Origin of the sequence: Streptomyces sp. NPDC001828, from assembly GCF_042892175.1 — a bacterium.
Lineage (GTDB): Bacteria > Actinomycetota > Actinomycetes > Streptomycetales > Streptomycetaceae > Streptomyces.
In genome coordinates this window covers 104,049-127,472 of record NZ_JBIATV010000001.1, presented here as the reverse complement: position 1 = coordinate 127,472, position 23,424 = coordinate 104,049, and the positions used below count along the sequence as shown (strand labels likewise).

Here is a 23,424-nt window from a genome sequence, read left to right as displayed (position 1 = left end):
GCCCGGAGAGGGGGAAGGGGAGGGAGGGTTCACACGGCGACGTGAACGGTTTGTACACGCCGCACTTCGTTCGCTCAAGAACTCGCGCACAAATGATCGATTGATCGATCCGCCGCCGGGCCGGTCGACGGTGGTTACAGCGGCCCGGACCTCGCCCTACACTGGCCACCCTTCTGCATGGTGAGGAGCTCGCGGGTGCTCTACTACATCCTCAAGTACGCAGTTCTGGGGCCCCTGTTGAGACTGCTGTTCCGGCCCCGGCTGGAAGGACTCGAGCACATCCCCGAGGAGGGCCCGGCGATCGTCGCCGGCAATCACCTCTCCTTCTCGGACCACTTCCTGATGCCGGTGATGCTGAAGCGGCGCATCACCTTCCTCGCCAAGCAGGAGTACTTCACCGGGCCCGGCATCAAGGGCCGGCTGACCGCCGCGTTCTTCCGGGCGGTCGGGCAGATCCCGGTGGACCGGTCCGGCAAGGAGGCGGGGAAGGCCGCGATCCGGGAGGGGCTCGGGGTGCTCGCCAAGGACGAGCTGCTCGGCATCTACCCGGAGGGCACCCGCTCGCCCGACGGGAAGCTGTACAAGGGCAAGGTGGGCGTCGCGGTGATGGCCATCCGGAGCGGGGCTCCGGTGATCCCGTGCGCCATGGTCGGCACCTTCGAGATCCAGCCGCCCGGCCAGGTGGTGCCGAAGATCAAGCGGGTCTCGATCCGCTTCGGCGAGCCGCTCGACTTCTCCCGCTACGCGGGGATGGAGGGCGAGAAGGCCATCCTGCGGGCGGTCACCGACGAAATCACGTACAAGGTCATGGAGTTGTCGGGCCAGGAGTACGTGGACCGGTACGCGGCCGATGTGAAGGCGGAGGAGTCGCGCCGGTTCAGGGGCCTCATCAGCTGAGGCCGGACGGGCCCGGAAGTTCCCCGGAGCGCTCGGCCGTGGGCGGATCCGCGCAGGGCGAAACGCTCTGGCCGCCGTGATCGGCGCGGGCGTAGCGTCCGGTCCATGAGCAAGGGAACAGCGTTCGTCATCGGCGCCACGGGACAGATCGGGCGGGTCGCCGTGCGCGCGCTCGCCGAGGACGGCTGGCAGGTGCGGGCCGCCTCACGAGGCGGCGGCGGGGACGACGGCTGGCCCGGGGAGGTGCGGCGGGTCCGGCTCGACCGCGAGGACGGCGCCGCGCTCGCCGCGGCCCTCGGGGACGGCGCCGACGTCGTGGTCGACATGGTGGCGTACGGGCAGGACCACGCACGGCAGCTGACCGCGCTCGCCGGCCGGATCGGGTCGGCGGTGGTGATCTCCAGCGGCGCGGTGTACGAGGACGACAGGGGCCGCAGCTTCGACACCCAGGGCGAGCCCGACGGCTCGCCCCGCTATCCGGTGCCGATCCCGGAGTCGCTGGCCACGGTCGCCCCCGGCGGGGCGACGTACGGCACCCGGAAGATCGCCCTCGAACAGGAGCTGCTCGGCTCCCCGATCCCCTCCACGCTGCTGCGCGCGGGGGCGGTCCACGGCCCGTACGGCCGGACACCGCGCGAACTGTACTTCGTGAAGAGGGCGTTGGACGGGCGCCCGGTGCGGGTGCTCGCGTACAACGGCGAGAGCCGGTTCCACCCCGCGCACGTGTCCAACATCGCGGAGCTGATCAGGCTGGCCGCACACCGCCCCGGCGACCGCGTTCTGAACGCGGCGGACGGCGAGGCCCCGACTGTCGCCGAGATCGCCACGGCCGTCGACGCGGTCCTCGGCGTGAGCGGCGAGCTCGTCCTCGTGGACGGGCCGGCACCGCAGGGCAGGATCGGCAGCACGCCGTGGAGCACCCCGCATCCGATCGTGTACGACATGACGGCGGCCGAGCGGGAGCTGGGCTACCGCCCGGTGACGGGGTACGTGGAGTCGCTGCCGGCCACGGTCGAGTGGCTGGCCGGGCAGTTGCGGGGCCGGGAGTGGAGCGAGGCGTTCCCGGCCATGGCCAGGAACTACGCCGCCGTCGGCCTGTTCGACTACGCGGCCGAGGACGCGTGGCTTGCGGGACGGGCGTAACGGCACCGCCGGGGCGTCCGCGACCGGACGCGAGGCGCGAGGGAAAGGGGCGGCCGGAGCACTCCCGGCCGCCCCCTCACTCAACCAGTGAGCTCAACTACCGCCTACGGAACGGGCGTCGCGTGCGGGGTGCACGTGTAGTCGGCCTTGTCGGTCTTGCCGGTGAGCAGGTAGTCGTCCACGCGCGAGTTGATGCACGGGTTGACGAGACCGGTCACACCGTGCGAACCGGCGCCCTTCTCGATGACGAGACGCGAGTTCTTGAAGGCCTTGTGCAGCTCGACGGCACCGTGGAACGGGGTGGCGGCGTCATTGGTGGACTGCACGATCAGGACCTGCGGGAGGCCCTTGCCGGTCTTGACCTCGATGGGGTTGTGCTGCTTGGTGGGCCAGGTGGCACACGGCAGGTTCATCCAGGCGTTGGACCAGGTCAGGAACGGATAGTCCTTGTTCAGACGGGTGTTGTCCCGGTCCCACTTGCGCCAGCTGGTCGGCCACTTGGCGTCCGCGCACTCGACGGCCGTGTAGACCGCGTTGCCGTTCTCGGAGGCGATGTTGCCCGCGATGTCCGTCATGTCGGACGCGGCGGCCGCGACGACCGGCTTGCTGTTACCGGCGGCGTAGGCGCTGAGCGCCTGGGCGACCGGCACCCAGTACGAGTCGTAGTAGGGGGCCTTCTGGAAGAACCCGAGCAGCTCGGCCGGGCCGACCTTGCCGTCGAGCGGGCTCTTCTTGGCGTCGGCGCGCAGCTTCAGCCACTGCGCCTCGACCTGCGCCCGGGTGGTGCCGAGGTGGAACTTGGCGTCGTACTTGGCGACCCAGTCCTCCCACTCGTTCCAGCGGGCCTGGAAGGCGACGTCCTGCTCCAGGTTGGCCTGGTACCAGATGTTGTCCTGGTCCGGGTTGACCACGCTGTCCACGATCATGCGGCGGACGTGCGAGGGGAACAGCGTGCCGTAGACCGCGCCCAGGTAGGTGCCGTAGGAGACGCCCAGGTAGTTGAGCTTCTTCTCACCGAGCGCGGCACGGATGACGTCCATGTCGCGGGCGGTGTTCGGCGTGGTCATGTACGGCAGCATCCAGCCGCTGCGCTCGGCACAGCCGTCCGCGTACTCGGCGGCGAGCTTGCGCTGGGCGCGCTTGTCGGCCTCGCTGCTCGGCACCGGGTCGGCCTTGGGGCCCTTGGCGTACTCCTGCGGGTCCACGCACGAGATCGGCGTGGAGTGGCCCACGCCGCGCGGGTCGAAGCCCACGAAGTCGTACGCCTTCGAGGTGTTCGTCCAGAGCGGGTTCTTCTTGGTCACCCGGGTGGGGAACTGCATGCCCGAGCCGCCGGGGCCGCCCGGGTTGTAGACGAGGGCACCCTGGCGCTCGGCCTTGGTGCCGGTGCTGCCGATGCGGTCGACGGCGAGCTTGATCTGCTTGCCGTTGGGCCGGCTGTAGTCGAGCGGAACGCTGACGTAGCCGCACTGGATGGGCTTGGCGATCGCCCAGTCCGTGGGACAGTCCGTCCAGTTGATGCCCTGCTTGGCCGCCCTGTCGGCAGCGACCTGCGCGCCACGCGCCTCGGACCAACCGTGGTCGCGGTTGTCGGCGTTGGCGACCGGAGCCGCTATCGCGCCCACCATCAGCGTGCCCGCGATCAGTGTGCCGGCCGAGCCGAGCACTGCGGTGCGTCTCAAGTGGTACCTCCCCCTGCTGAAGTGCGCTGTCAGTCTCAGCGCTCCGTTTGGGCCTGTCGGGGGATCCTTTCGTCTGTGAGCCCACTGTGCACAGGCCGTACAGGTGTTTTTTTACCGAACCGATAGCCGGTGCGCGGTGTTCCGCTGAGCGGTCAGCGTGTCGCGAGGTGGCTTCGCAGGGCGTCGTCGAGGGTGTGGCGCAGCAGCCGGGCGTCCGGCGCGACGGCCGTGACGAGCAGCGCGGGCCCGGCGAGCGGGGTCAGTACGGCGTGGTCGCCGAGCAGCCGCGGCTCGGCCGGACGGTCGGCGAACTCCGGGTCGACGACGAGCAGTTGGCCCGCCGCGCGGTGCCCGCCGAGCACCGCCGCCCCGTCCCAGCCGCCGGGCGCCCCCGGCCCGTGGGCCAGCTCCTGGTCGAGGAGCGGGCGGCCCGCGCGGTGCACGGTGAGGCGGCTGACGAGGGTGCCGGGCGGCTCGCCGTGCCGTCCGAGCACCTGCTCCTCGCGGAAGACCAGCCGGGCGCCGGGCGCGAGGTCGATGCGGGTGCGCAGGGCGAGGTCGCTGCCGCCCGCCGAGATGAGCTGCTCGGGCAGCCAGCGCAGTTCGGCGCCCTCGCCGACGGTGAGCCGTACGTCGTAGTGGGCGCGCTCGCCGTCCCGGCCGGGCAGCGCGATGGTGGCGGCCGCCGAGTCGACGTGCAGCCTCGCCCCGTCGCGCGCCTCGGCCTCGACGGCGATCCGGTCGCCGCCCAGCGGTGCGCTCATCGCGCCGACGACGGTGACCCGGTGGTAGGGGCCGCCGGCCCGGGTGCGGCGCAGCGCCAGCGGGCCCTCGCCCTCCAGTACGGGCAGGCCTTCGGGGGTGGCGACGATACGGGCGGTGGCGCGCACCCCGCGCGCGCCGAGGGTCAGGCCGCCCATGCCGCGAGCTGCTCCCGCACCCAGCCGGCGACCTGGGCGACGCCCTCGTCGGACCTCAACGACTGGAAGACGACGGGAAGTTCGTCCCGCTGCTCCTTCGCGTCCCGGGCCATCCGCGCCAGGTCGGAGCCGACGTAGGGCGCGAGGTCGGTCTTGTTGATCACCAGCAGATCGGCGGTGGTGACCCCCGGGCCGCCCTTGCGCGGGATGTCGTCACCGCCGGCCACGTCGATGACGAAGATCTGGGCGTCGACGAGACCCTTGGAGAAGGTGGCTGTGAGATTGTCGCCGCCGGACTCGACGAGGATCAGATCGAGCGGTCCGACCGTGTCCTCCAGGTCCTCGACGGCTTCGAGGTTGGCGGAGATGTCGTCCCGGATGGCGGTGTGCGGGCAGGCGCCCGTCTCCACGGCCTGGATCCGCTCGGGCGGCAGCACGGCGTTGCGCAGCAGGAACGCGGCGTCCTCGCGGGTGTAGATATCGTTGGTGACGACGGCGATGGAGAGCTGGTCGCGCAGGGCCCGGCAGAGTGCGGCGACGGTGGCGGTCTTCCCGGACCCGACGGGCCCCCCGAGTCCGACGCGCAACGCCCTGCGGCGGCCGTCGGGCCGGTGGGCGTCGGCGCTGACGGGGGCGGGGCCTTCGTGGGAGTGGTCGAGGTGCATGGGGTCTCCAGGTCGAGTGTGCGCCTTGGGGCGCGAACGGGGGTCGGGGGTCGGGGCTCCCTGACGGGGCCGCGCCTCCTAGGACGCGAACAGCCGTACCGGCCAGGCCGCATGTGCCTCGGCCATGACGTCCAGGAGCGGGGCCGACGCCGCGGGCAGCGCGTCGACCCCGTCGAGGACCGCCTCCGCCGCGGCGAGGGCGGCCTGGCGGGCCACCGCGTCCAGCTCCGGCGCGAGCCGGGCGAGGACGCCCGTCGCGTCGAACGGGTCGAGGCTCAGCAGCCGGACGACCGCCGTGGCCGGCCCGCTCACCGCCTCGTACGCCACGCAGTGCCCCGCGTCCTCGGGCCCGAGCCCGGCCGCACGGGCGGCGAGGCCGAGCACGATGGGCTGGTGGGCGCCGCGCGGCCGGGCCGCGGCCAGCGCGTCGAGTTCGGCGGACGGCCAGGTGGCACGGGCCGCCCGCATCATCTGGCGGCCGAGCTTGCGGGCGGTGGCCCGCAGGGCGGGAGACGGGGTGCGGGCGTCGGCCGCCTCGTCCAGGAGGAGGGGGTCGAGGCCCGCGGCGGCCGCCGCCGCGAGCCCGGCGGCGGTGCGGCCCGCGGTGTGCAGCCGGCCCCGGCAGAACTCCGCGAGGTCGGCGGCGGTGCGGATGCGGCCCGCCTTGACGGCCGCCTCGGCACCGCCGGAGTGGGCATGGCCCCCGGCGGGGAAGCGGCCGTCGGCGAGGACGAGCAGGGCAGCGCGACTCATGTGATGACAGCCCGTCAGAAGAGGAAGTACCGCTGGGCCATGGGCAGTTCGGCGGCCGGAGCGGGCTCCACCACGTCCCCGTCGATGGTCACGGTGAACGTGTCCGGGTCGACCCGGACGTCCGGCAGCGCGTCGTTCTCGCGCATGTCCGCCTTGCTCACCCGGCGGGTGTTCTCGATGGCCACGAACCGCTTGTCCAGACCGAGCCGTTCGGGCAGCCCGTCCTCCAGTGCCGCCTGCGACACGAAGTTGAGGGAGTTGGCGGCGGGCGCCTTGCCGAGCGCGCCGAACATGGGGCGCGGCAGGACCGGCTGCGGGGTGGGGATCGACGCGTTCGCGTCGCCCATCTGCGCGTACGCGATCTGGCCGCCCTTGATGACGAGCTGCGGCTTGACGCCGAAGAACGCGGGCTCCCACAGCACGAGGTCGGCGAGCTTGCCGGACTCGACCGAGCCGATCTCGCGGTCCAGGCCCTGGGCGACCGCCGGGTTGATCGTGTACTTGGCGACATAGCGCCGCACCCGGTGGTTGTCGGCCCGTCCGTCACCGGCGAGCGCGCCCCGGCGCACCTTCATGACGTGCGCGGTCTGCCAGGTGCGCAGCACGACCTCGCCGATCCGGCCCATCGCCTGGGAGTCGGAGGAGATGATCGAGATGGCGCCGAGGTCGTGCAGGTAGTCCTCGGCGGCGATGGTGGAGGGCCGGATGCGGGACTCGGCGAACGCCAGGTCCTCCGGCACCGCCGGGTTGAGGTGGTGGCACACCATCAGCATGTCGAGGTGTTCCTCGATGGTGTTGACGGTGTGCGGCCGGGTCGGGTTGGTGGAGCTGGGCAGCACGTTGGGCTGCGAGACGACGGTGATGATGTCGGGCGCGTGCCCGCCGCCCGCGCCCTCGGTGTGGTACGCGTGGATCGAGCGGCCCGCGATGGCGGCGAGGGTGTCGCCGACGAAGCCGGCCTCGTTCAACGTGTCGGTGTGGATGGCGAGTTGGGCGCCGGTCTCGTCGCAGACGCTCAGGCAGGCGTCGATGACGGCGGGGGTCGCGCCCCAGTCCTCGTGAATCTTGAACCCGAGTGCGCCGCCGCGCAGTTGGGAGTGCATGGCCTCGCGCGACATGGTGTTGCCCTTGCCGAGCAGCCCGATGTTGACGGGCGCGTTCTCCAGCGCGGCGAACATGCGGGCCAGGTGCCAGGGGCCCGGCGTGATGGTGGTGGCCTTGGTGCCCTCGGCGGGCCCGGTGCCGCCGCCGACCAGGGTGGTGATGCCCGAGGACAGCGCCTGGTCGATGAGGGTGGGCGAGATGAAGTGGACGTGGGTGTCGACGGCTCCCGCGGTGAGGATCTTCCCGTTGCCCGCGATGATCTCGGTCTCGGGGCCGATGACGAGGTCGGGGTGGACGCCGTCCATGGTGTCGGGGTTGCCGGCCTTGCCGATCCCGGTGATCCGTCCGTCACGGATGCCCACGTCCGCCTTGACGATGCCCCAGTGGTCGATGATCACGGCGCCGGTGACAACGGTGTCGGGCGCGCCTTCGGCGCGGGTGGTGCGCGCCTGCCCCATGGATTCGCGGATCACCTTGCCGCCGCCGAACACCGCCTCGTCGCCCGACCGTCCGGGACCGCCCGAGCGGTCCTCCTCGATCTCGACGAGGAGTGCGGTGTCGGCGAGCCGGATGCGGTCGCCGGTGGTGGGGCCGAAAAGGTCGGCGTAGACGGCACGGTCGAGGTCAGTCATCGAGGGAGCCTCCGGTCTCGCCGCGCAGCCCGGGCACGATGCGCCGGCCGGCCAGGGGGACGAGCTCTACGTCTACGGGAATGCCGGGTTCGAAGCGGACGGCGGTGCCCGCGGCGATGTTGAGTCGCTTGCCCCGGGCAACCGTACGGTCGAAGTCGAGGCCCGGATTGGCCTCGGCGAAGTGGTAGTGGGAGCCGACCTGGACGGGCCGGTCGGCGGCGTTGAGTACGGTCATCCGCACGATCGGGCGGCCCTCGTTGAGGGCGATGGGGTCCTCGGCGAAGAGGATCTCTCCGGGAATCACGGCGGTCTCCCCCGTCAGACGATCGGTTCGTGGACGGTGACGAGCTTGGTGCCGTCGGGGAAGGTCGCCTCGACCTGGACGTCGTGGATCATCTCCGGGATGCCCGGCATGACGTCGTCGCGGGAGAGCAACTTCCGTCCGGACGCCATGAGTTCGGCGACGGTGCGGCCGTCGCGAGCGCCTTCGAGGATGTGCGAGGTGATCAGTGCGACGGATTCGGGGTGGTTGAGCTTCACCCCGCGGGCCCTGCGCTTCTCTGCCACGTCCGCGGCTACATGGATGAGCAGCCGTTCCTGCTCGTGCGGCGTCAGTTGCACGCTTTCCACCTCACACTCGTGCCCTTCCCGCCACGGACAGCCGTGGACGGGCCCAGCGAGCGTCCGGGGCGGAGACCGACCGGACCGGCACCTTCCGCCCGAACGCAGCGGAACCGTATCCGACTTCAACATCCTGTTGAGGACCATCTCCCGGCCCCTTGGCCAGCCATTGCACGTTAGGGCGCAAGTTTTTCCGGCGCGTTAACTGACACTTTAGAAAGCCATGATCATTAAAAGGGCGCCGAAGCGGGGTCAGTGCGTGTATAGGGCACCCACACGCGCCTCATGCGCCCCTCGCACCCCGCACTCCCGTCCTCAGTCCCCGATGCGCGGGTCCCGGTGCTCCGCGGCGATCCCGAAGCGCCGGGGTTCGGCGGGCGGGGCGGCCGGCAGATGGCGCACGGAGGACAGGGACGTGATCACCTGCTCCTCCGGCTCGGCCTCCAGTTTCTCCAGGTCGGCGGCGGACACCAGGGCGACGAGCGGCTTTCCGTGCCGCGTCACCACGACCCGCTCCCCGCCGTACACCACGCGGTTGATCAGCTCCGCGAGCTCTGCGCGGGCTTGCGTCACCGGAATCTCGTAGGCCATGCCGTCCAGCTTAGACGCCGCCCGACGGGGCCGACGAGATCAGCGCGGGACGGCAAGTGCGCAGGTCAGAGGCGCATCTCCGGATCTTGCCGGTATCGCGCCGACAGGCGGGCCGCCACTCGGGGCCCGCCGTCCGGCGCGCGGGCCTCAGGCGGCCGCGGCGCCCGCTTCCCACGCCGTCCTGGCCTCGACCGCGTATACGTCCACGTACTCCTGCTCGGACAGCCTCTGCACCGCGTACATGATCTCGTCCGTCACGGCCCGCAGCACCAGGCGCTCGTCCTCCATCCCGGCGTAGCGCGAGAAGTCCAGGGGCTCCCCGAACCGGAGGGTGACCGGTACGCGCCGGGGCAGCCTGCGCCCCTTCGGCTGCGCCTCGAACGTACCGATGATCGCGACCGGCACCACCGGGGCGCCGGAGCGCAGCGCCATGGCCGCGACCCCGACCTTGCCCTTGTAGAGGCGCCCGTCGTGCGAGCGCGTCCCCTCCGGGAAGACCCCCAACACCCCTTCCCCGTCCAGGACTTGGAGCGCGGTGTCGATCGCCGCCCGGGCCGCGTCCTTGCCGGAGCGGTCGACCGGGATCTGGCCGAGCGCGCGGAAGAACGCGGCCGTCGCCCGGCCCGTGAGGCCCGGCGCGGTGAAGTACTCCTGCTTCGCCAGGAAGGTGAGCCGGCGCCGCAGCGTCACGCCGAGCAGGAACTGATCGGTGAACGACTGGTGATTCCCCGCGAGGATCACCGCACCTGCCTCGGGTACCCGCCCGGCCCCCTCGACGCTCGGGCGGAACAGCCACCGCAGCAGCGGCAGCAGCACGAGACGGAATGCGAAATAGAACACTTCAGTGAGCCCTCTCCCCAGGTGACCCCCGCGCCGACGCACGCTAGCCATCCGGGGGATGCGCGGGGAGAGCGCCTAATGAGCCAGCCCGGGTCGTCAGCCGGGCCCCGTAACGGCGCGAATCTCCCGCTCGCTCACAGCGAAACACCCTCCGACCTGCCCCTTCTCGCAAGAAGCGACGACGCCTCTATCTGTGCGTTCTGTACGTCCTGTACGTTTCTCAAGAGGCCTTCCGGTCCCCCGGTCGAGGAGAGGTACGTCATGAACCACCGCCCTGCCGCCCGCCATGTACTCCCGCAGTTCGAGGAGCGCACCGCCCTCGGCACCCGCACGCTCGATCCGTACTCCAAGCTCTTCGAGGAGCGGATCGTCTTTCTCGGCACCCCGGTCGACGACGCGTCGGCCAACGATGTGATGGCCCAGTTCATGCACCTGGAGCACGCGGACCCGGACCGGGACATCTCGCTGTACATCAACTCCCCCGGTGGCTCGCTCACCGCGATGACCGCGATCCACGACACGATGCGGTTCGTGGGCTGTGATGTGCAGACGTTCTGTCTGGGCCAGGTGAGCTCGGTTGCGGCGGTGCTGCTCGCGGCCGGGACCCCCGGCAAGCGGGCCGTGCAGCCCGCCTCCCGGGTGCTCCTCCAGCAGCCCTCCATCGAGGAGCCGATGCGCGGCCAGCCCTCCGACCTGGAGATCCACGCGGCCGAAATCCTGCGCGGCCGGGCCCTGTTGACGGAGCTGCTCGCCCAGTACACCGGCAAGGACCCCGAGCGGGTGGCCGCCGACATCGAGCGGGACGTGGTCTTCGACGCCGCGGGCGCCGTGGCGTACGGGCTGGCCGACCATGTGCTCGAAAGCCGCAAGACGTCGCTGCGCGGCAGGTGAAGTGCCGTGCTGCCACCGGAACTTCCGCCGCTGCCGGCGCTCACGCGCGCCGAGTCCGAGTTCATCGACTCCTATCTCGCGGTGGTCGACCTGCTCGGCCGGATCAACCCGGCGCACGGCCATGACACCTACGCGGCCCTGCGGGCGGCCCAGGCCCTGGTCGGCCGGGCGGCCTCGCTCAAGGACGCGCTCACGCTGATGCACGCGCGCGGCGAGTCGCGGGTGCACGCTCAGACGCTGACGCGGGCGCTGCGCGTGCTGGACGGTGAGCGACGCGCGGGCCGCCTCACGGTGCCCCCGCAGTCGACGATGTGAGGAGGCCGAGTGGCGCCGGGGGTACCCGACGCGCTCAAGTAACGGGCGAAACGAACCAAACGGGCTACCCCCGTTCGGCTCACCGGAGGCCCTTTTCACTGACCCTTATGAGTCGCTTATGGCCTGTGGCTCCTGTGCTGAAACGATCCTTCCGTCGCAGGTAAGAGGCTCGTCAACCCCGTTCGGAGGAGCGTCCATCCGCCCCTGTCCACCCGAATGGGGCACTCGTGAGGAGCCTCACAGAAACCCGTTTTGGGCGGTAAATCCGACAGTCGGTGCGTGAAGATCCCTGAGACGACAAGCCCCCGCCACCGCGGCGGGGCGGTCCGGGCGGACGCCGAGTCCTGCCGCCGTTCCGGACGTCTGGTCGACAGGAGTGGACCGGCAGGAGTGGAGGACCCGATTTCTTCGGGGCGGCCGGACCACGGCCGTCCCTCGGGGTGAAGCCGTTCGCGCGGCCGGGCATCTTCGCCAGTCCGAACCCGACAGGTCATCCTTCGCAGGCGGTTTGACGAAGGGTTGCGCATGACTGCGCAGACACACGTCCCGTCCCTGACGGTCCGGCTCGGCACCGTCTGTGCGCTCGCTCTCGCCGTCACGGGCGGGACGACGCTGGCCCCGGGCAGCACGTCCGAGGCCAACGCCGCGGCCGTGGCCGCCCGGGCGCTCCATGTGGCCGCCTCGAAGAAGGGATCGCCCTATCAGTTCGGCGCCTCGGGGCCCTCTCGCTTCGACTGCTCGGGGCTCACGCTGTACTCGTTCAAGCAGGCGGGCCGCAAGCTGCCCCGCTCGGCGCAGCAGCAGTACAACAGCTCCCGGCACGTCACCGCGTCCTCCCGCAAGGCCGGGGACCTGGTGTTCTTCCACTCCGGAGGCAGCGTCTACCACGTGGGGATCTACGCCGGGAACGGCCGGATCTGGCACTCCCCCAAGACCGGTGCCGTGGTCCGTCTGGAACGGATCTGGAGCAACACCGTCTGGTACGGGCGGGTGGGCTGACACCCCGTCGGCCCGTCCCCGGCACGCGTCCGACGCCCCGGGGAGGCTCAGGCGCGCCCCGTGGGCCTACTGGCCGCTCTGGACCGACGCGGTCCACGGCAGGGCGATCCAGACCGTCTTGCCGCCGTCCGCCGTGGGCGCGACCGAGAGCCGGCCGCCGGACTCGGCCGCGAGCCAGCGGATGATCACCATGCCCCGGCCGTTGTCCTGCTGGACGGCCGCGGGCAATCGTTTCGGCCAGCGCGGGTGGCTGTCGGTGACGCCGATCCGCAACTCCGCCTCGCGCTCCAGATGGATGTCGACGGTGAAGGTGGGCGACTGGCCGAAGGTGTGCTGAACCGCGTTGGTGGCGAGTTCCGACACGATGAGCCGGACCGTGTCGGCGGCCTCGGCATCGGAGGGCAGGCCCCAGTCCGTGAGGATCCCGGCGACGTACCGCCGTGCCGCGGAGACCGAGGCGGGAGCGCTCGGCAGAGTGACGGTTGCTTCGAGGTGGTCTGCCATGGCGACGCTTTCCCTTTCCCACCCGGGCCGATTGTTGACTCGTGGCGGATGAGCGCTCGCGAAGACGACTACGGCCTCGGATTGTGCTTCGCGCCAGAGTGCCACTCATCGTGCCGGTCTCGGGTGCGATCCACCAAGATATGCATATATCTGTCGCTCAAAGCGGTGAACTGTCCGACGGCAGAGCGTATTTGGGCTCACACTTACCCATCGCCGGAGGCGAAGGAGGCGGCCATGGGGCATGGACCGGCGGTGCGCAGGCGCAAGCTCGGCGAGGAACTGCGCAAGCTGCGGGACGGCACGGGGCTCACGAGCGGGGCGGCGGCGTCCCTGGTCGGCTGGCACCAGTCGAAGGTGAGCCGGATCGAGACCGGACGCAGCGGTGCGAAGCCCGCGGACGTGGCCCGGCTGCTCGACGCGTACGGGGTCGGCGACCCCCAACTCCGGGCGCTCCTTGAGGCATTGGCCGACTCGGCGGGCAGCGGCGGGGTCGACTGGGCGCACGCGTACCGGGGTCTGCTGCCGCCGCAGTACCGCGACTTCATCAGCCTGGAGTCGCAGGCGCGTTCGGCGCGCACCCTGGAGACCTCGGTGGTGCCCGGCCTGTTGCAGACACCGGCGTACGCGCGGGCGGTGACGCGGGCCGCGCTCGGCGGACTTCCGCCGGACAAGGTGGACACGCTCGTGGAGGTGCGGATCGCGCGCCAGGAGGTGCTGCGCGGGGATCCGCCGCTGATGCTCAGCGCGGTCCTGGACGAGGCGGTGCTGCGCCGGCGGGTGGGCGGCCGGGAGGCCATGCGGGAGCAGTTGTGGCACCTGCTGGAGGTGGCCTCGCTGCCGCACGTGCGGTTACAGGTCATCCCCTTCCAGCACGGCGGCTATGTCGGCCTCACCGGGCCTTTCATTATGTTTTCCTTTCCGGCCATTTCCGATCTGGATGTGGTTGTTATCGACCACTTGACGAGTAGCCTCTATCTCGAGCGGAGAGAAGACCTTGAGGCGTACAGTGCCGCGTTCAAGACCGTCCAGGCACTCGCGCTTTCCTCCGAGGAATCGTCGGATCTCATCGCCAGAACGGCCCGGGAAGGACCGGGCTAGTTCCCGGCGAGTGGGGAGGCATGATGTCCGCACGCCCTGCGCAAGTTCCTTCCAGTACGTCCCTCACCGGTGCCACCTGGCGGCGCAGCAGCCGCAGCGTGGGCATGAACAACTGTGTCGAGACGGCCCGGCTCAATGGCGAGCTGCTTGCCGTACGCGACTCCCAACGGATCGACGGGCCCGCGCTGCTCTTCGGCGCACCCGCCTGGCAACGCTTCATCTCCACTGTCACGCAGTCGAGTTGACGGTTCGTCACGCCGTGGGCGCGGTCCTGAGGACCGTGCCCACCGCCATGTCGATCTGGCTTTCCGTCAGATCCGCCCGGGCGGTCAGCCTGATCCGCGAGATGCCGTCCGGCACCGACGGCGGACGGAAGCAGCCCACCACGAGCCCGGCCGCCCGGCAGTCGGCGGCCCAGGCCACCGCGGCCTCGGGTGAGGGAGCCCGCACGGAGACCACCGCGGCGTCGGGGCGTACCGCCAGGTGTCCGGCGGCGGTGATCCTGGCGTGCAGCTCGGCCGCGACGGCACGGGCCCGGCCCGCCAACTCCGGCTCCCGGCGCAGCAGTCGAAGGGCCGCCAGCGCCCCGCCGGCGGCCGCCGGGGCGAGGCCCGTGTCGAAGATGAAGGTGCGGGCCGCGTTCACCAGGTGACGGATGACCCGGGCCGGGCCGAGGACCGCGCCGCCCTGGCTGCCGAGGGACTTGGACAGGGTGACGGTGGCGACCGTGTCGCCGGCGCCCGCGAGCCCGGCGGCATGCGGCGCGCCGCGTCCGCCCTCGCCGAGGACACCGAGCCCGTGTGCGTCGTCCACGACCAGCGCGGCCCCGAACTCCCGGCAGAAGGCGGCCAGTTGGAGCAGCGGCGCGGCGTCCCCGTCCACCGAGAACACCGAGTCCGATACGACGAGCCCGGGCCCGCCGTGGGCGTCCAGGGCCTTGCGGACGGCCTCGGGTTCGGCGTGCGGGACGACCTCGGTGCGGGCCCGGGCGAGACGGCAGCCGTCCACGATGGAGGCGTGGTTGCCCGCGTCGGAGACGATCAGCGAGCCGTGCGGACCGAGCGCGGTGAGGGCCGCCAGGTTCGCCGCGTACCCGGAGGAGAAGACGAGGGCGGCCTCGAAGCCGCAGAAATCGGCCAGTTCGCGCTCCAGTTCCGCGTGCAGCGCGGTGGTGCCCGTGACCAGGCGCGAGCCGGTGGCGCCCGCGCCCCAGCGCTGGGCGGCGCCGGCCGCGCCCGCGATGACCTCGGGGTGCCGGGTGAGGCCCAGGTAGTCGTTGCTCGCCAGGTCCAGGAGGTCCTGGCCGGCGGCGCGCGGCCGCAGCGTGCGGACCAGACCGGCGCGCTCGCGGCGCTCCGATTCTGCGTCGATCCAGTCGAACGGCGCTCGCGGCATGGTGGAGTCCCTTTTTGTAGGCTGCCGACAGACCCTAGCCGGTGCCATGCCCGGTCATGGTGTGGCGATACACACACCTCAAACGGGCTGTGTTGTGGGATCCCTACCTTGGCCAGGGGCGGTGCCGTGCGCGAAGATCGGCGCCATGGACCTGCTGAACACGCTGGTGGACAAGGGGTTGCGGCGCGAACTGCCGACCCGCGAAGAGGCACTCGCCGTACTGGCGACCTCCGACGACGAACTGCTCGATGTGGTGGCCGCGGCCGGCAAGGTGCGCCGCCAGTGGTTCGGCCGCCGGGTGAAGCTGAACTATCTGGTCAACCTGAAGTCGGGCCTGTGCCCCGAGGACTGTTCGTACTGCTCCCAGCGGCTCGGCTCCAAGGCCGACATCCTCAAGTACACCTGGCTCAAGCCCGACGAGGCCTCGAAGGCGGCGGCCGCGGGCGTGGCGGGCGGCGCGAAGCGGGTCTGCCTGGTGGCCAGCGGCCGCGGCCCCACGGACCGCGACATCGCCCGGGTCTCCGAGACCATCGAGGCGATCAAGGAGCAGAACGAGGGCGTCGAGGTCTGCGCGTGCCTCGGGCTGCTCTCCGACGGCCAGGCCGAGCGGCTGCGGGCGGCCGGCGCGGACGCGTACAACCACAACCTGAACACGTCCGAGGCGACGTACGGGGACATCACGACCACGCACACCTACCAGGACCGCGTGGACACCGTGACCAAGGCGCACGACGCGGGTCTTTCGGCCTGCTCGGGGCTGATCGCGGGCATGGGCGAGTCCGACGAGGACCTGGTGGACGTCGTCTTCTCGCTGCGCGAGCTGGACCCGGACTCGGTGCCGGTGAACTTCCTGATCCCGTTCGAGGGCACTCCGCTCGCCAAGGAGTGGAACCTCACCCCGCAGCGCTGCCTGCGCATCCTCGCCATGACCCGGTTCGTGTGCCCGGACGTCGAGGTGCGGCTCGCCGGCGGCCGCGAGGTGCATCTGCGCTCGATGCAGCCGCTCGCCCTGAACCTGGTCAACTCGATCTTCCTGGGCGACTACCTCACCAGTGAGGGCCAGGCCGGACAGGCCGACCTCGACATGATCGCGGACGCCGGGTTCGAGGTGGAGGGCGCCGGCACCACGACCCTGCCGCGCCACCGCGCCGACGCGCTCGCCGCCTCGGGCTGCGGCACGGGCCCGGCGGGCTGCGGCTCGCACGAGGACAGCGGCTGCGGCTCCCACGAGGGCGGCGGCTGCGGGCCCTGCGGCGGCCACGGCGCGCCCGAGGTGCCCGAGGTGCCCGAGCAGGTGCCCGCCGACCAGGCGCGCACGGACCTGGTCGCGGTGCGCCGCCGGGGTGCCGGAACGGACCTCGCGCCCAATGCCTGAGCACTCCCCCGCGGACCTGCTCGAACTGGACCGCCGGCACGTCTGGCACCCGTACGGCCCGATGCCCAACCGGCAGGAGCAGCTCCTGGTCGAGTCGGCGTCGGGCGTGCGGCTCCGGCTCGCCGAACCGGCACACGGGCAGCGCGAGTTGATCGACGGGATGGCGTCCTGGTGGTCGGCCGTGCACGGCTACAACCACCCGGTGCTCAACGAGGCGGTGCGTGCCCAGCTGGACCGGATGAGCCACGTCATGTTCGGCGGGCTCACGCACGAGCCCGCCGTCCGGCTCGCCGCCCGGCTCGTCGAGATCACTCCCGAACCGCTCCAGCACGTCTTCCTCAGCGACTCGGGTTCGGTCTCGGTCGAGGTGGCCGTGAAGATGTGCCTGCAGTACTGGCGCTCGGTCGGACAGCCGCGCAAGCAGCGCCTGCTCACCTGGCGCGGCGGCTACCACGGCGACACCTGGCAGCCGATGTCGGTGTGCGACCCCGAGGGCGGGATGCACGAGCTGTGGCAGGGCGCGCTGCCCAAGCAGGTGTTCGTGGACGCCCCGCCGGCCGTGTTCGACGAGGCGTACGCGCGCGAGCTGCGCGAGGCGGTCGCACGGCACGCCGACGAGGTGGCCGCGGTGATCGTGGAGCCGGTCGTGCAGGGCGCGGGCGGTATGCGCTTCCACGCGCCGGAGTATCTGCGGGTGCTGCGCGAGGCCTGTGACGAGTACGGCGTGCTGCTCGTGTTCGACGAGATCGCCTCCGGCTTCGGCCGCACCGGTGCGCTGTTCGCGGCGGACCACGCGGCGCTCTCACCGGACGTCATGTGCGTCGGCAAGGCGCTGACCGGCGGCTATCTGTCGATGGCGGCGACGCTGTGCACCAGCCGGGTCGCCGAGGGCATCTCCTCGGGCGAGGTCCCGGTGCTCGCGCACGGGCCGACGTTCATGGGCAATCCGCTGGCCGCCTCGGTGGCGCTCGCCTCGATCGATCTGCTGCTCGGCCAGGACTGGCTGGGCGAGGTCAGGCGCATCGAGGCCGGGCTGCTCGACGGGCTCGGCGCGGCCCGGGCGATCGAGGGCGTACGGGAGGTGCGGGTGCTCGGCGCGATCGGCGTCGTGCAGCTGGACCACGAGGTGGACGTGAAGGCGGCGACCGCGGCGGCCGTGCGCGAGGGCGTGTGGCTGCGCCCGTTCCGGGACCTGGTCTACACGATGCCGCCCTATGTGACGGGCGACGACGATCTGGCGCGCATCTGCCGAGCGGTGTGCGCGGCGGCGCGGGAGGGCTGAGATGACGATTCTGGTAGTGAGCGGTACGGGCACCGAGATCGGCAAGACGATCACCACGGCGGCGGTCGCCGCCCTGGCGCTCGCCGGTGGCCGATCGGTGGCCGTCCTGAAACCGGCCCAGACCGGGGTCGCACCGGGCGAGCCCGGTGACGTGGCCGAGGTGCGGCGGCTCGCCGGCGAGGCGGTGACCGGGGCCGAACTGGCCCGGTTCCCCGAGCCGTTGGCGCCCAACACCTCGGCCCGCCGGGCGGGCATGACACCCGTCGGACCCCAGGAGGTGGCCGAGGCCGCGGCGAAGCTGGCCACCGAGCACGACCTGGTTCTGGTCGAGGGTGCGGGCGGGCTCCTGGTCCGGTTCGACGACGAGGGCGGCACCCTCGCGGACGCGGCCCGGCTGCTCGGTGCCCCCGTCCTGGTGGTGACGCCCGCCGGACTGGGCACACTCAACTCGACGGCCCTGACCGGCGAGGCCCTGCGGGCCCGGGACATCGAGTTCGCCGGGGTCGTCGTGGGCAGCTGGCCTGCCGAGCCGGACCTGGCCTCGCGGTGCAATCTCGCGGACCTCCCGGAGTCGGCCGGCGCGCCCTTGCTCGGCACCGTGCCCGAGGGCGCCGGACGGCTGGCGCCCGCCGACTTCCGTACCCGAGCGGCCGGTTGGCTCGCCCCGGCGCTCGGCGGCGTTTGGAGTATCTGATGGCTGTGTTACGGGCCCGCCTCGGGCAGCTCGTCGTGGACTGCGCCGACCCGGGGCGGCTCGCCCGCTTCTGGGCCGGGCTGCTCGGCGGGCGCCCGGTGGTGCGGGACGCCTCGTGGGCGTACGTCGATCCGCCGGGCGCCCCGCGCCTCGCCTTCCAGAAGGTGCCGGAGGCCAAGGCGGCCAAGAACCGGCTGCACCTCGACCTCGCGGTCGAGGACGTGCGCCGGGCGCGGGCGGCGGCCGTGCGGCGCGGGGCGGCGCCGGTGGGCGCGACGGTGACCGACGCCCAGGGGTCCTTCCAGGTGATGCGCGATCCCGAGGGCAACGAGTTCTGCTTCGTGGAGGGCGCCGACGGGTGAGCGGGCCGGGCGCGGGGACAATGCGGGTAGGGGCCGGTGCGGCGGCGTTGTCCGGGACGCGCGGCCCCGACCGGCCGCCCCACAGGCTCAGGAGGTCCGACATGGCGCAGCGCACCAAGATCGCCCCGGATGCCGTGCACCACCCCGTCTTCGCCCGCTTCTACGCGCGCTACAGCGAGGCCGTCGACCTGAGGGCCGGGATCTCCGCGTACCGCCGCGAACTGCTCGACGGGCTCTCGGGGCGCGTCATCGAGATCGGCGCCGGGAACGGGCTCAACTTCGCGCACTATCCGGCGGCCGTCTCCGAGGTGGTGGCCCTCGAACCGGAGCGCACGCTACGGCAGTTGGCGGTCCGCGCGGCGCTGCGTGCGGAGGTCCCGGTGGATGTGGTGCCGGGCTCGGCGGAGGCCCTTCCGGTCAAGAGCGAGGGCTTCGACGCGGCGGTCGCCTCGCTGGTGCTGTGCTCGGTGCGGGATCTACCGCGGGCGCTCGGCGAGATCCGGCGGGTGCTGCGCCCGGGCGGCGAGCTGCGGTTCTTCGAGCACGGCCGGGCCGAGGGCCGGGCGCTCGCGTCGGTGCAGCGGGGTCTGGACCGCACGGTGTGGCCGAGGCTGTTCGGCGGCTGCCACACGGCGCGCGATCCGCTGGGCGCGATCGAGGCGGCGGGGTTCGAGATCGTGGGCCACCGCCATCTGCGGGTTCCCGAGAAGGGCATCGCGATGCCTTCCTCGCCGTGTGTGCTCGGGGTGGCGCGGCGCCCGGCGCTCGGCCCGGACGAATGAGCCTGGTTTTTTTGCGCGGCAAGGGAGTTGGAACACCCTTATGCGGTAAGGGAGTTGGCACGGCCCGATGCCACACCACGGAGGCGGCCATGTCCACACCCGCGACGGCACACACCTACGGCAGCGAGCCCGCGGCGCCGGTCGCCGCACGGGCGCGCGGGCTCACCAAGGCGTACGGCAGTGGTGAGACCACCGTCCTCGCCCTGGACGCGGTCGACGTGGACATCGCGCGGGGCGTCTTCACCGCGGTGATGGGCCCGTCGGGCTCGGGCAAGTCGACTCTGATGCACTGTCTGGCCGGGCTCGACACCGTCTCGGCGGGCCAGGTGTGGGTCGGGGACACCGAGATCACCGGCCTCAGGGACCGGGAGCTGACCCGGCTGCGGCGGGACCGGATCGGGTTCATGTTCCAGTCGTTCAACCTGCTGCCCACGCTCACCGCCGCCGAGAACATCACGCTGCCCATGGACATCGCGGGCCGCACCCCGGACCCCGCCTGGGTCGACCGGGTCATCGACGCCCTAGGCCTGCGCGACCGGCTCGGACACCGCCCCGCGCAGCTGTCCGGGGGTCAGCAGCAGCGGGTGGCGTGTGCCAGGGCGCTCGCCTCGCGGCCCGAGCTGATCTTCGCCGACGAGCCGACCGGCAACCTGGACTCCCGGGCCGGCGCCGAGGTCCTGTCGTTCCTGCGGGAGGCGGTGGACGCGCTCGGCCAGACCGTCGTCATGGTGACGCACGACCCGGGCGCCGCGGGCCACGCCGATCTGGTGCTCTTCCTCGGGGACGGCCGCATCGTGGACCGGATGGAGCGGCCCACCGCGGCGGCCGTCCTGGAGCGGATGCGGCTGTTGTCCGCCCCGCCCGCCAAAACGGTTCGCCGCGCGCCGGGCGACGGTGATGGGATGAGGCCATGACCGAGTTGCGCATCCGGGCCGCCGGGCCCGAGGACCTGGACGCGGTGCTGGCCTTCTGGAAGACCGCCGCCGAGGGCACCAGCATCAGCGACGACCGGGCGGGCATCGAGCGCCTCGTCGCCCGCGACCCCGACGCCCTGATCCTCGCGGAGCGGGACGGCGAGCTGGCCGGCACTGTGATCGCCGGGTTCGACGGCTGGCGCTGCCATCTGTACCGGCTCGCGGTCCACCCCGGCCACCGCCGGGGCGGCATCGGCGGGGCGCTCCTGGCCGCGGCCGAGGACCGGTTCACCGCGCTGGGAGGGCGCCGGGCGGACGCGATGGTGCTGGTGCGCAACGAGCCGGCCCAGCACGCCTGGGCGGCCGCGGGCTACGGGCCCGAGGAGCGGTGGCGCCGCTGGGTGAAGCTGCTGGCCTGAGCGATCGGCCCCGGCTCTTCCTTTTGCCAGTGCTTTACCATGGGTGCATCTCCACCCACCGACTGAAAGGTGTGAGCGTCCGCCCATGGGCGAGCCTCCCAGTACCAGTACCGCCGCGCGACACCGCGCGCACCGCCTCCCTCTGCCCGATCATGGGACGGAGGTGACCCGATGACCGAAGTGCTCCTGCTCCTGGCGGCCGTACTGCTCTCGCTGGTGTGCGCGGTCTTCGTGGCGGCCGAGTTCTCCCTCACCACCGCCGAGCGCAGCGACCTGGAACGGGCCGTCGAGCGCGGCGAACGAGGTGCCTCCAGCGCCCTCAAGGCCGTACGCAGCCTCACCTTCCAGCTGTCCGGCGCCCAGCTCGGCATCACCGTCACCGGTCTCGTCATCGGCATGATCGCCAAGCCGTCGATCGCCAAGCTGCTCACCGGGCCGCTCGAATCGCTGGGCCTGTCCGGGACGACCGCGAGCTCGGTCGGCCTGGTGCTCGGCATGGTGCTCTCCACCGTTTTCCTGATGGTCGTCGGCGAGCTGGTCCCCAAGAACTGGGCCATCTCGTCGCCGGTCGCCGTCGCGAAGGTCGTCTCGGCCCCGCAGCGCGCCTTCAGCGCGGCCTTCCGCCCGTTGATCAGTCACCTCAACACCTCGGCGAACCACCTGGTACGCCGCTTCGGCCTGGAGCCCGCCGAGGAGCTGGCCTCCGCCCGCAGCCCCCAGGAACTGGTCGCCCTCGCCCGGCACTCGGCCAAGGAGGGCGCCCTGGAGGCGGACACCGCCGAGCTGTTCGTGCGGACGCTCAGCCTCGCCGAGCTCAACGCCGAGAACGTGATGACGCCCCGCGTGCAGGTCACCGCGCTCGACATCCAGGCCACCGCCGAGGACGTCGCGAACGCGACCCGCGCCACCGGCCTGTCCCGCTTTCCCGTCTACCGGGGCAGCCTGGACTCGGTCGTCGGCATCGCCCACATCAAGGACGTCCTGGCCGTCCCGGCCGAGCGCAGGCGGCTGCACCCGGTGACCGCGCTGCTGCGCGAGCCGCTGCTCGTCCCCGAGACGCTCACCGTGGACCGCCTCCTGGACCAGCTGTACGGCAAGCGCACCATGGCCGTCGTCATCGACGAGTACGGCGGTACCGCCGGCGTCGTGACCCTTGAGGACATCGTGGAGGAGGTCGTCGGCGAGGTCCGCGACGAGCACGATCCGCACGAGACCCCCGACCTCGCGCCGGCGGGCCAGGACGCGGACGGCCGCACCCTGTACTCCGCGGACGGCGCCGCCCGTGACGACCAGCTCGCCGTCATCGGCCTGCGCGTCCCGGACGGGCCGTACGAGACCCTCGCCGGTCTGGTGGCGACCGAGCTCGGCCGGATTCCACGGGTCGGCGACCGCGTGGAGCTCGCCGGCTGGCGCATGGACGTGGTCGACGCCGCCGGGCGGCGCGCGGCCCGCGTCCTGCTGCACGCGCCGCCGCAGACCGAGGGCGACGAGGACGACGAGGAGGCCGGCCGATGACCGCGATCCAGATTCTGATCGGCCTGGCCACCCTGGTCGTCAACGCCTTCTTCGTCGGCGCCGAGTTCGCCCTGATCTCGGTGCGCCGCAGCCAGATCGAACCCCTCGCCGAGGACGGCAACCGCCGCGCCCGCAGTGTCATTTGGGGCCTGGAACACGTCTCGGCCCTGATGGCCGCGGCGCAGCTCGGCATCACGCTGTGCACCCTGGTGCTCGGTGTGGTCGCCGAACCCGCCATCGCGCACCTGGTCGCGCCCGTCTTCGAGGCGGTGGGCGTGCCGGACGGGCTCATCCACCCGGTGTCGTTCGTGATCGCCCTGGCGGTCGCCACGTATCTGCACATGCTGCTCGGCGAGATGGTGCCGAAGAACATCGCGCTCGCCGAGCCCGCGCGCACCGCGCTGCTGCTCGGCCCGCCCCTGGTGACGCTGGCCCGGGCGCTGCGCCCGGTGATCTTCGCGATCAACGCCTTCGCCAACGCCATCCTGAAGCTGCTCAAGGTGGACGCCAAGGACCATGTCGCGGCGACCTTCTCGGACGACGAACTGGCCCGTCTGGTGACGGACGCGGGCGATGCGGGGCTGCTGGACGACCGGGCGGCCGAGCGCCTGCACGACGCCCTGGAACTGGGGCGCCGGCCGGTGCGGGACGTGGTGGTGCCGCTGGACGAGGTGGTGCGGGCCGCGGTCGGCACCACCCCGGAGGAGCTGGAGCGGCTCGCCGCGAGCTCCGGGTTCTCGCGCTTCCCGGTCGTCGACGAGGACAGCCGCATCCTCGGCTATCTGCACGTCAAGGACGCCCTGGACGCGGCGCCCCGGGAGGTGGCCTTCCCGGTCGCGGCGCTGCGCCCGATCGCCCGGGTCCGCGCGGCGAGCCCGCTGGACGACGTGCTGACCGCGATGCGGCGCAGCCGTACGCACCTGGCGGCCGTGCTCGACGAGGACGGCAAGCTGGCCGGTCTCGTCACCATGGAGGACGTGCTCCGCGAGCTGGTGGGCCCCCCGGCGGCCGCCGGCTGACCGGCCCCGCTC

27 protein-coding genes and 1 riboswitch are annotated in these 23,424 nt (G+C 72.0%); of the genes, 16 read left to right on the top strand and 11 right to left on the bottom strand.

Annotation, left to right across the window (positions count from 1 at the left end; all coding sequences use genetic code 11):
- Positions 1-195: 195 nt before the first annotated feature.
- Together ACFYZA_RS00630 and ACFYZA_RS00625 are read left to right on the top strand one after the other, a co-directional pair.
- A complete protein-coding gene (locus tag ACFYZA_RS00630; RefSeq protein WP_382587474.1) occupies positions 196-897 on the top strand; it encodes a lysophospholipid acyltransferase family protein in 702 nt (233 codons plus the stop codon).
- Positions 898-1,002: 105 nt separating this feature from the next.
- Entirely contained in the window at positions 1,003-2,040 is a 1,038-nt protein-coding gene (locus tag ACFYZA_RS00625) for an NAD-dependent epimerase/dehydratase family protein (RefSeq protein ID WP_382587406.1), read from the top strand.
- A gap of 104 nt (positions 2,041-2,144) precedes the next feature.
- On the opposite strand, the gene ACFYZA_RS00620 is transcribed toward ACFYZA_RS00625, so the two are convergent.
- The 9 genes from ACFYZA_RS00620 to ACFYZA_RS00580 form a co-directional block, all read right to left on the bottom strand.
- Positions 2,145-3,668 carry an alpha/beta hydrolase gene (locus ACFYZA_RS00620; protein WP_382587471.1) on the bottom strand — a complete coding sequence of 508 codons (1,524 nt, stop codon included), beginning with the start codon at positions 3,666-3,668 and terminating at the stop codon, positions 2,145-2,147.
- A 206-nt stretch (positions 3,669-3,874) separates the two neighbouring features.
- Positions 3,875-4,642 carry an urease accessory protein UreD gene (locus tag ACFYZA_RS00615; protein ID WP_388485959.1) on the bottom strand — a complete coding sequence of 256 codons (768 nt, stop codon included), beginning with the start codon at positions 4,640-4,642 and terminating at the stop codon, positions 3,875-3,877.
- On the bottom strand, positions 4,630-5,307 hold the full coding sequence (ureG, locus tag ACFYZA_RS00610; RefSeq protein WP_388485957.1) for an urease accessory protein UreG: 678 nt from the start codon (positions 5,305-5,307) through the stop codon (positions 4,630-4,632). Before ureG ends, ACFYZA_RS00615 begins: the two co-directional genes overlap by 13 nt.
- Before the next feature lie 78 nt (positions 5,308-5,385).
- A complete protein-coding gene (locus tag ACFYZA_RS00605) occupies positions 5,386-6,060 on the bottom strand; it encodes an urease accessory protein UreF (protein ID WP_382587396.1) in 675 nt (224 codons plus the stop codon).
- Positions 6,061-6,074: 14 nt separating this feature from the next.
- Positions 6,075-7,796, bottom strand: a complete 1,722-nt coding sequence (locus ACFYZA_RS00600) for an urease subunit alpha (RefSeq protein WP_382587393.1) — start codon at positions 7,794-7,796, stop codon at positions 6,075-6,077.
- Positions 7,789-8,100 (bottom strand): urease subunit beta, encoded by a 312-nt coding sequence (locus ACFYZA_RS00595; protein WP_382587390.1) that lies wholly within the window; start codon positions 8,098-8,100, stop codon positions 7,789-7,791. Before ACFYZA_RS00595 ends, ACFYZA_RS00600 begins: the two co-directional genes overlap by 8 nt.
- Positions 8,101-8,114: 14 nt before the next feature.
- Positions 8,115-8,417: an urease subunit gamma gene (locus ACFYZA_RS00590; RefSeq protein ID WP_328314175.1), complete on the bottom strand. Its 303-nt coding sequence runs from the start codon at positions 8,415-8,417 to the stop codon at positions 8,115-8,117.
- Between the two features lie 315 nt (positions 8,418-8,732).
- A complete protein-coding gene (locus tag ACFYZA_RS00585) occupies positions 8,733-9,008 on the bottom strand; it encodes a type II toxin-antitoxin system Phd/YefM family antitoxin (RefSeq protein WP_382587386.1) in 276 nt (91 codons plus the stop codon).
- A gap of 147 nt (positions 9,009-9,155) precedes the next feature.
- Positions 9,156-9,848, bottom strand: a complete 693-nt coding sequence (locus ACFYZA_RS00580) for a lysophospholipid acyltransferase family protein (RefSeq protein WP_382587383.1) — start codon at positions 9,846-9,848, stop codon at positions 9,156-9,158.
- A gap of 261 nt (positions 9,849-10,109) precedes the next feature.
- Between ACFYZA_RS00580 and ACFYZA_RS00575 the strand changes: the two genes are divergently transcribed.
- The 3 genes from ACFYZA_RS00575 (at position 10,110) to ACFYZA_RS00565 (ending at position 12,053) form a co-directional block, all read left to right on the top strand.
- The gene (locus tag ACFYZA_RS00575) at positions 10,110-10,739 is read left to right on the top strand and encodes an ATP-dependent Clp protease proteolytic subunit (RefSeq protein ID WP_382587380.1); all 630 of its coding nucleotides are present in this window, start codon (positions 10,110-10,112) and stop codon (positions 10,737-10,739) included.
- Positions 10,740-10,745: 6 nt separating this feature from the next.
- Complete coding sequence (locus ACFYZA_RS00570; RefSeq protein ID WP_382587377.1) at positions 10,746-11,054, top strand: hypothetical protein; 309 nt, start codon at positions 10,746-10,748, stop codon at positions 11,052-11,054.
- A gap of 325 nt (positions 11,055-11,379) precedes the next feature.
- Positions 11,380-11,575: riboswitch (cyclic di-AMP (ydaO/yuaA leader) on the top strand.
- Between the two features lie 4 nt (positions 11,576-11,579).
- A complete protein-coding gene (locus ACFYZA_RS00565) occupies positions 11,580-12,053 on the top strand; it encodes a C40 family peptidase (protein ID WP_388485953.1) in 474 nt (157 codons plus the stop codon).
- Positions 12,054-12,119: 66 nt separating this feature from the next.
- On the opposite strand, the gene ACFYZA_RS00560 is transcribed toward ACFYZA_RS00565, so the two are convergent.
- On the bottom strand, positions 12,120-12,557 hold the full coding sequence (locus ACFYZA_RS00560) for an ATP-binding protein (protein WP_382587370.1): 438 nt from the start codon (positions 12,555-12,557) through the stop codon (positions 12,120-12,122).
- Between the two features lie 234 nt (positions 12,558-12,791).
- Here ACFYZA_RS00560 and ACFYZA_RS00555 point away from each other — a divergent pair, with 234 nt between their 5' ends.
- Positions 12,792-13,655 (top strand): helix-turn-helix domain-containing protein, encoded by an 864-nt coding sequence (locus ACFYZA_RS00555; RefSeq protein ID WP_388485950.1) that lies wholly within the window; start codon positions 12,792-12,794, stop codon positions 13,653-13,655.
- Between the two features lie 20 nt (positions 13,656-13,675).
- Positions 13,676-13,900: a DUF397 domain-containing protein gene (locus ACFYZA_RS00550; protein WP_388485948.1), complete on the top strand. Its 225-nt coding sequence runs from the start codon at positions 13,676-13,678 to the stop codon at positions 13,898-13,900.
- A gap of 7 nt (positions 13,901-13,907) precedes the next feature.
- On the opposite strand, the gene ACFYZA_RS00545 is transcribed toward ACFYZA_RS00550, so the two are convergent.
- A complete protein-coding gene (locus ACFYZA_RS00545; RefSeq protein WP_388485945.1) occupies positions 13,908-15,050 on the bottom strand; it encodes an 8-amino-7-oxononanoate synthase in 1,143 nt (380 codons plus the stop codon).
- A gap of 145 nt (positions 15,051-15,195) precedes the next feature.
- Between ACFYZA_RS00545 and bioB the strand changes: the two genes are divergently transcribed.
- The 9 genes from bioB (at position 15,196) to ACFYZA_RS00500 (ending at position 23,412) form a co-directional block, all read left to right on the top strand.
- Positions 15,196-16,425 (top strand): biotin synthase BioB, encoded by a 1,230-nt coding sequence (gene bioB, locus ACFYZA_RS00540; RefSeq protein WP_388485943.1) that lies wholly within the window; start codon positions 15,196-15,198, stop codon positions 16,423-16,425.
- Positions 16,418-17,707 (top strand): adenosylmethionine--8-amino-7-oxononanoate transaminase, encoded by a 1,290-nt coding sequence (locus ACFYZA_RS00535; protein WP_382587356.1) that lies wholly within the window; start codon positions 16,418-16,420, stop codon positions 17,705-17,707. The genes bioB and ACFYZA_RS00535 overlap by 8 nt, the downstream gene beginning before the upstream one ends.
- Position 17,708: 1 nt before the next feature.
- The gene (gene bioD, locus ACFYZA_RS00530; protein WP_388485941.1) at positions 17,709-18,401 is read left to right on the top strand and encodes a dethiobiotin synthase; all 693 of its coding nucleotides are present in this window, start codon (positions 17,709-17,711) and stop codon (positions 18,399-18,401) included.
- The gene (locus ACFYZA_RS00525) at positions 18,401-18,763 is read left to right on the top strand and encodes a VOC family protein (protein WP_388485939.1); all 363 of its coding nucleotides are present in this window, start codon (positions 18,401-18,403) and stop codon (positions 18,761-18,763) included. The genes bioD and ACFYZA_RS00525 overlap by 1 nt, the downstream gene beginning before the upstream one ends.
- A gap of 101 nt (positions 18,764-18,864) precedes the next feature.
- Positions 18,865-19,545, top strand: a complete 681-nt coding sequence (locus ACFYZA_RS00520; RefSeq protein WP_382587348.1) for a class I SAM-dependent methyltransferase — start codon at positions 18,865-18,867, stop codon at positions 19,543-19,545.
- An 89-nt stretch (positions 19,546-19,634) separates the two neighbouring features.
- The gene (locus ACFYZA_RS00515; RefSeq protein ID WP_388485936.1) at positions 19,635-20,459 is read left to right on the top strand and encodes an ABC transporter ATP-binding protein; all 825 of its coding nucleotides are present in this window, start codon (positions 19,635-19,637) and stop codon (positions 20,457-20,459) included.
- Positions 20,456-20,878 (top strand): GNAT family N-acetyltransferase, encoded by a 423-nt coding sequence (locus ACFYZA_RS00510; RefSeq protein WP_388485934.1) that lies wholly within the window; start codon positions 20,456-20,458, stop codon positions 20,876-20,878. Before ACFYZA_RS00515 ends, ACFYZA_RS00510 begins: the two co-directional genes overlap by 4 nt.
- Positions 20,879-21,049: 171 nt before the next feature.
- Complete coding sequence (locus ACFYZA_RS00505) at positions 21,050-22,393, top strand: hemolysin family protein (protein WP_382587339.1); 1,344 nt, start codon at positions 21,050-21,052, stop codon at positions 22,391-22,393.
- Positions 22,390-23,412 (top strand): hemolysin family protein, encoded by a 1,023-nt coding sequence (locus ACFYZA_RS00500; protein ID WP_382587336.1) that lies wholly within the window; start codon positions 22,390-22,392, stop codon positions 23,410-23,412. The genes ACFYZA_RS00505 and ACFYZA_RS00500 overlap by 4 nt, the downstream gene beginning before the upstream one ends.
- The last annotated feature ends 12 nt before the right edge of the window (positions 23,413-23,424 follow it).

What these genes read in the sequence shown, in the direction of transcription:
- ACFYZA_RS00615 (WP_388485959.1), bottom strand. Translation starts at nt 4,642, where the DNA reads ATGGGCGGCCTGACCCTCGGCGCGCGCGGGGTGCGCGCCACCGCCCGT.
- ACFYZA_RS00500 (WP_382587336.1), top strand. Translation starts at nt 22,390, where the DNA reads ATGACCGCGATCCAGATTCTGATCGGCCTGGCCACCCTGGTCGTCAAC.
- ACFYZA_RS00535 (WP_382587356.1), top strand. Translation starts at nt 16,418, where the DNA reads ATGCCTGAGCACTCCCCCGCGGACCTGCTCGAACTGGACCGCCGGCAC.
- ACFYZA_RS00555 (WP_388485950.1), top strand. Translation starts at nt 12,792, where the DNA reads ATGGGGCATGGACCGGCGGTGCGCAGGCGCAAGCTCGGCGAGGAACTG.
- ureG (WP_388485957.1), bottom strand. Translation starts at nt 5,307, where the DNA reads ATGCACCTCGACCACTCCCACGAAGGCCCCGCCCCCGTCAGCGCCGAC.
- ACFYZA_RS00550 (WP_388485948.1), top strand. Translation starts at nt 13,676, where the DNA reads ATGATGTCCGCACGCCCTGCGCAAGTTCCTTCCAGTACGTCCCTCACC.
- bioD (WP_388485941.1), top strand. Translation starts at nt 17,709, where the DNA reads ATGACGATTCTGGTAGTGAGCGGTACGGGCACCGAGATCGGCAAGACG.
- ACFYZA_RS00545 (WP_388485945.1), bottom strand. Translation starts at nt 15,050, where the DNA reads ATGCCGCGAGCGCCGTTCGACTGGATCGACGCAGAATCGGAGCGCCGC.
- ACFYZA_RS00560 (WP_382587370.1), bottom strand. Translation starts at nt 12,557, where the DNA reads ATGGCAGACCACCTCGAAGCAACCGTCACTCTGCCGAGCGCTCCCGCC.
- ACFYZA_RS00515 (WP_388485936.1), top strand. Translation starts at nt 19,635, where the DNA reads ATGTCCACACCCGCGACGGCACACACCTACGGCAGCGAGCCCGCGGCG.
- ACFYZA_RS00575 (WP_382587380.1), top strand. Translation starts at nt 10,110, where the DNA reads ATGAACCACCGCCCTGCCGCCCGCCATGTACTCCCGCAGTTCGAGGAG.
- ACFYZA_RS00605 (WP_382587396.1), bottom strand. Translation starts at nt 6,060, where the DNA reads ATGAGTCGCGCTGCCCTGCTCGTCCTCGCCGACGGCCGCTTCCCCGCC.
- ACFYZA_RS00565 (WP_388485953.1), top strand. Translation starts at nt 11,580, where the DNA reads ATGACTGCGCAGACACACGTCCCGTCCCTGACGGTCCGGCTCGGCACC.
- ACFYZA_RS00510 (WP_388485934.1), top strand. Translation starts at nt 20,456, where the DNA reads ATGACCGAGTTGCGCATCCGGGCCGCCGGGCCCGAGGACCTGGACGCG.
- ACFYZA_RS00620 (WP_382587471.1), bottom strand. Translation starts at nt 3,668, where the DNA reads ATGGTGGGCGCGATAGCGGCTCCGGTCGCCAACGCCGACAACCGCGAC.
- ACFYZA_RS00625 (WP_382587406.1), top strand. Translation starts at nt 1,003, where the DNA reads ATGAGCAAGGGAACAGCGTTCGTCATCGGCGCCACGGGACAGATCGGG.
- ACFYZA_RS00520 (WP_382587348.1), top strand. Translation starts at nt 18,865, where the DNA reads ATGGCGCAGCGCACCAAGATCGCCCCGGATGCCGTGCACCACCCCGTC.
- ACFYZA_RS00525 (WP_388485939.1), top strand. Translation starts at nt 18,401, where the DNA reads ATGGCTGTGTTACGGGCCCGCCTCGGGCAGCTCGTCGTGGACTGCGCC.
- ACFYZA_RS00600 (WP_382587393.1), bottom strand. Translation starts at nt 7,796, where the DNA reads ATGACTGACCTCGACCGTGCCGTCTACGCCGACCTTTTCGGCCCCACC.
- bioB (WP_388485943.1), top strand. Translation starts at nt 15,196, where the DNA reads ATGGACCTGCTGAACACGCTGGTGGACAAGGGGTTGCGGCGCGAACTG.
- ACFYZA_RS00505 (WP_382587339.1), top strand. Translation starts at nt 21,050, where the DNA reads ATGACCGAAGTGCTCCTGCTCCTGGCGGCCGTACTGCTCTCGCTGGTG.
- ACFYZA_RS00585 (WP_382587386.1), bottom strand. Translation starts at nt 9,008, where the DNA reads ATGGCCTACGAGATTCCGGTGACGCAAGCCCGCGCAGAGCTCGCGGAG.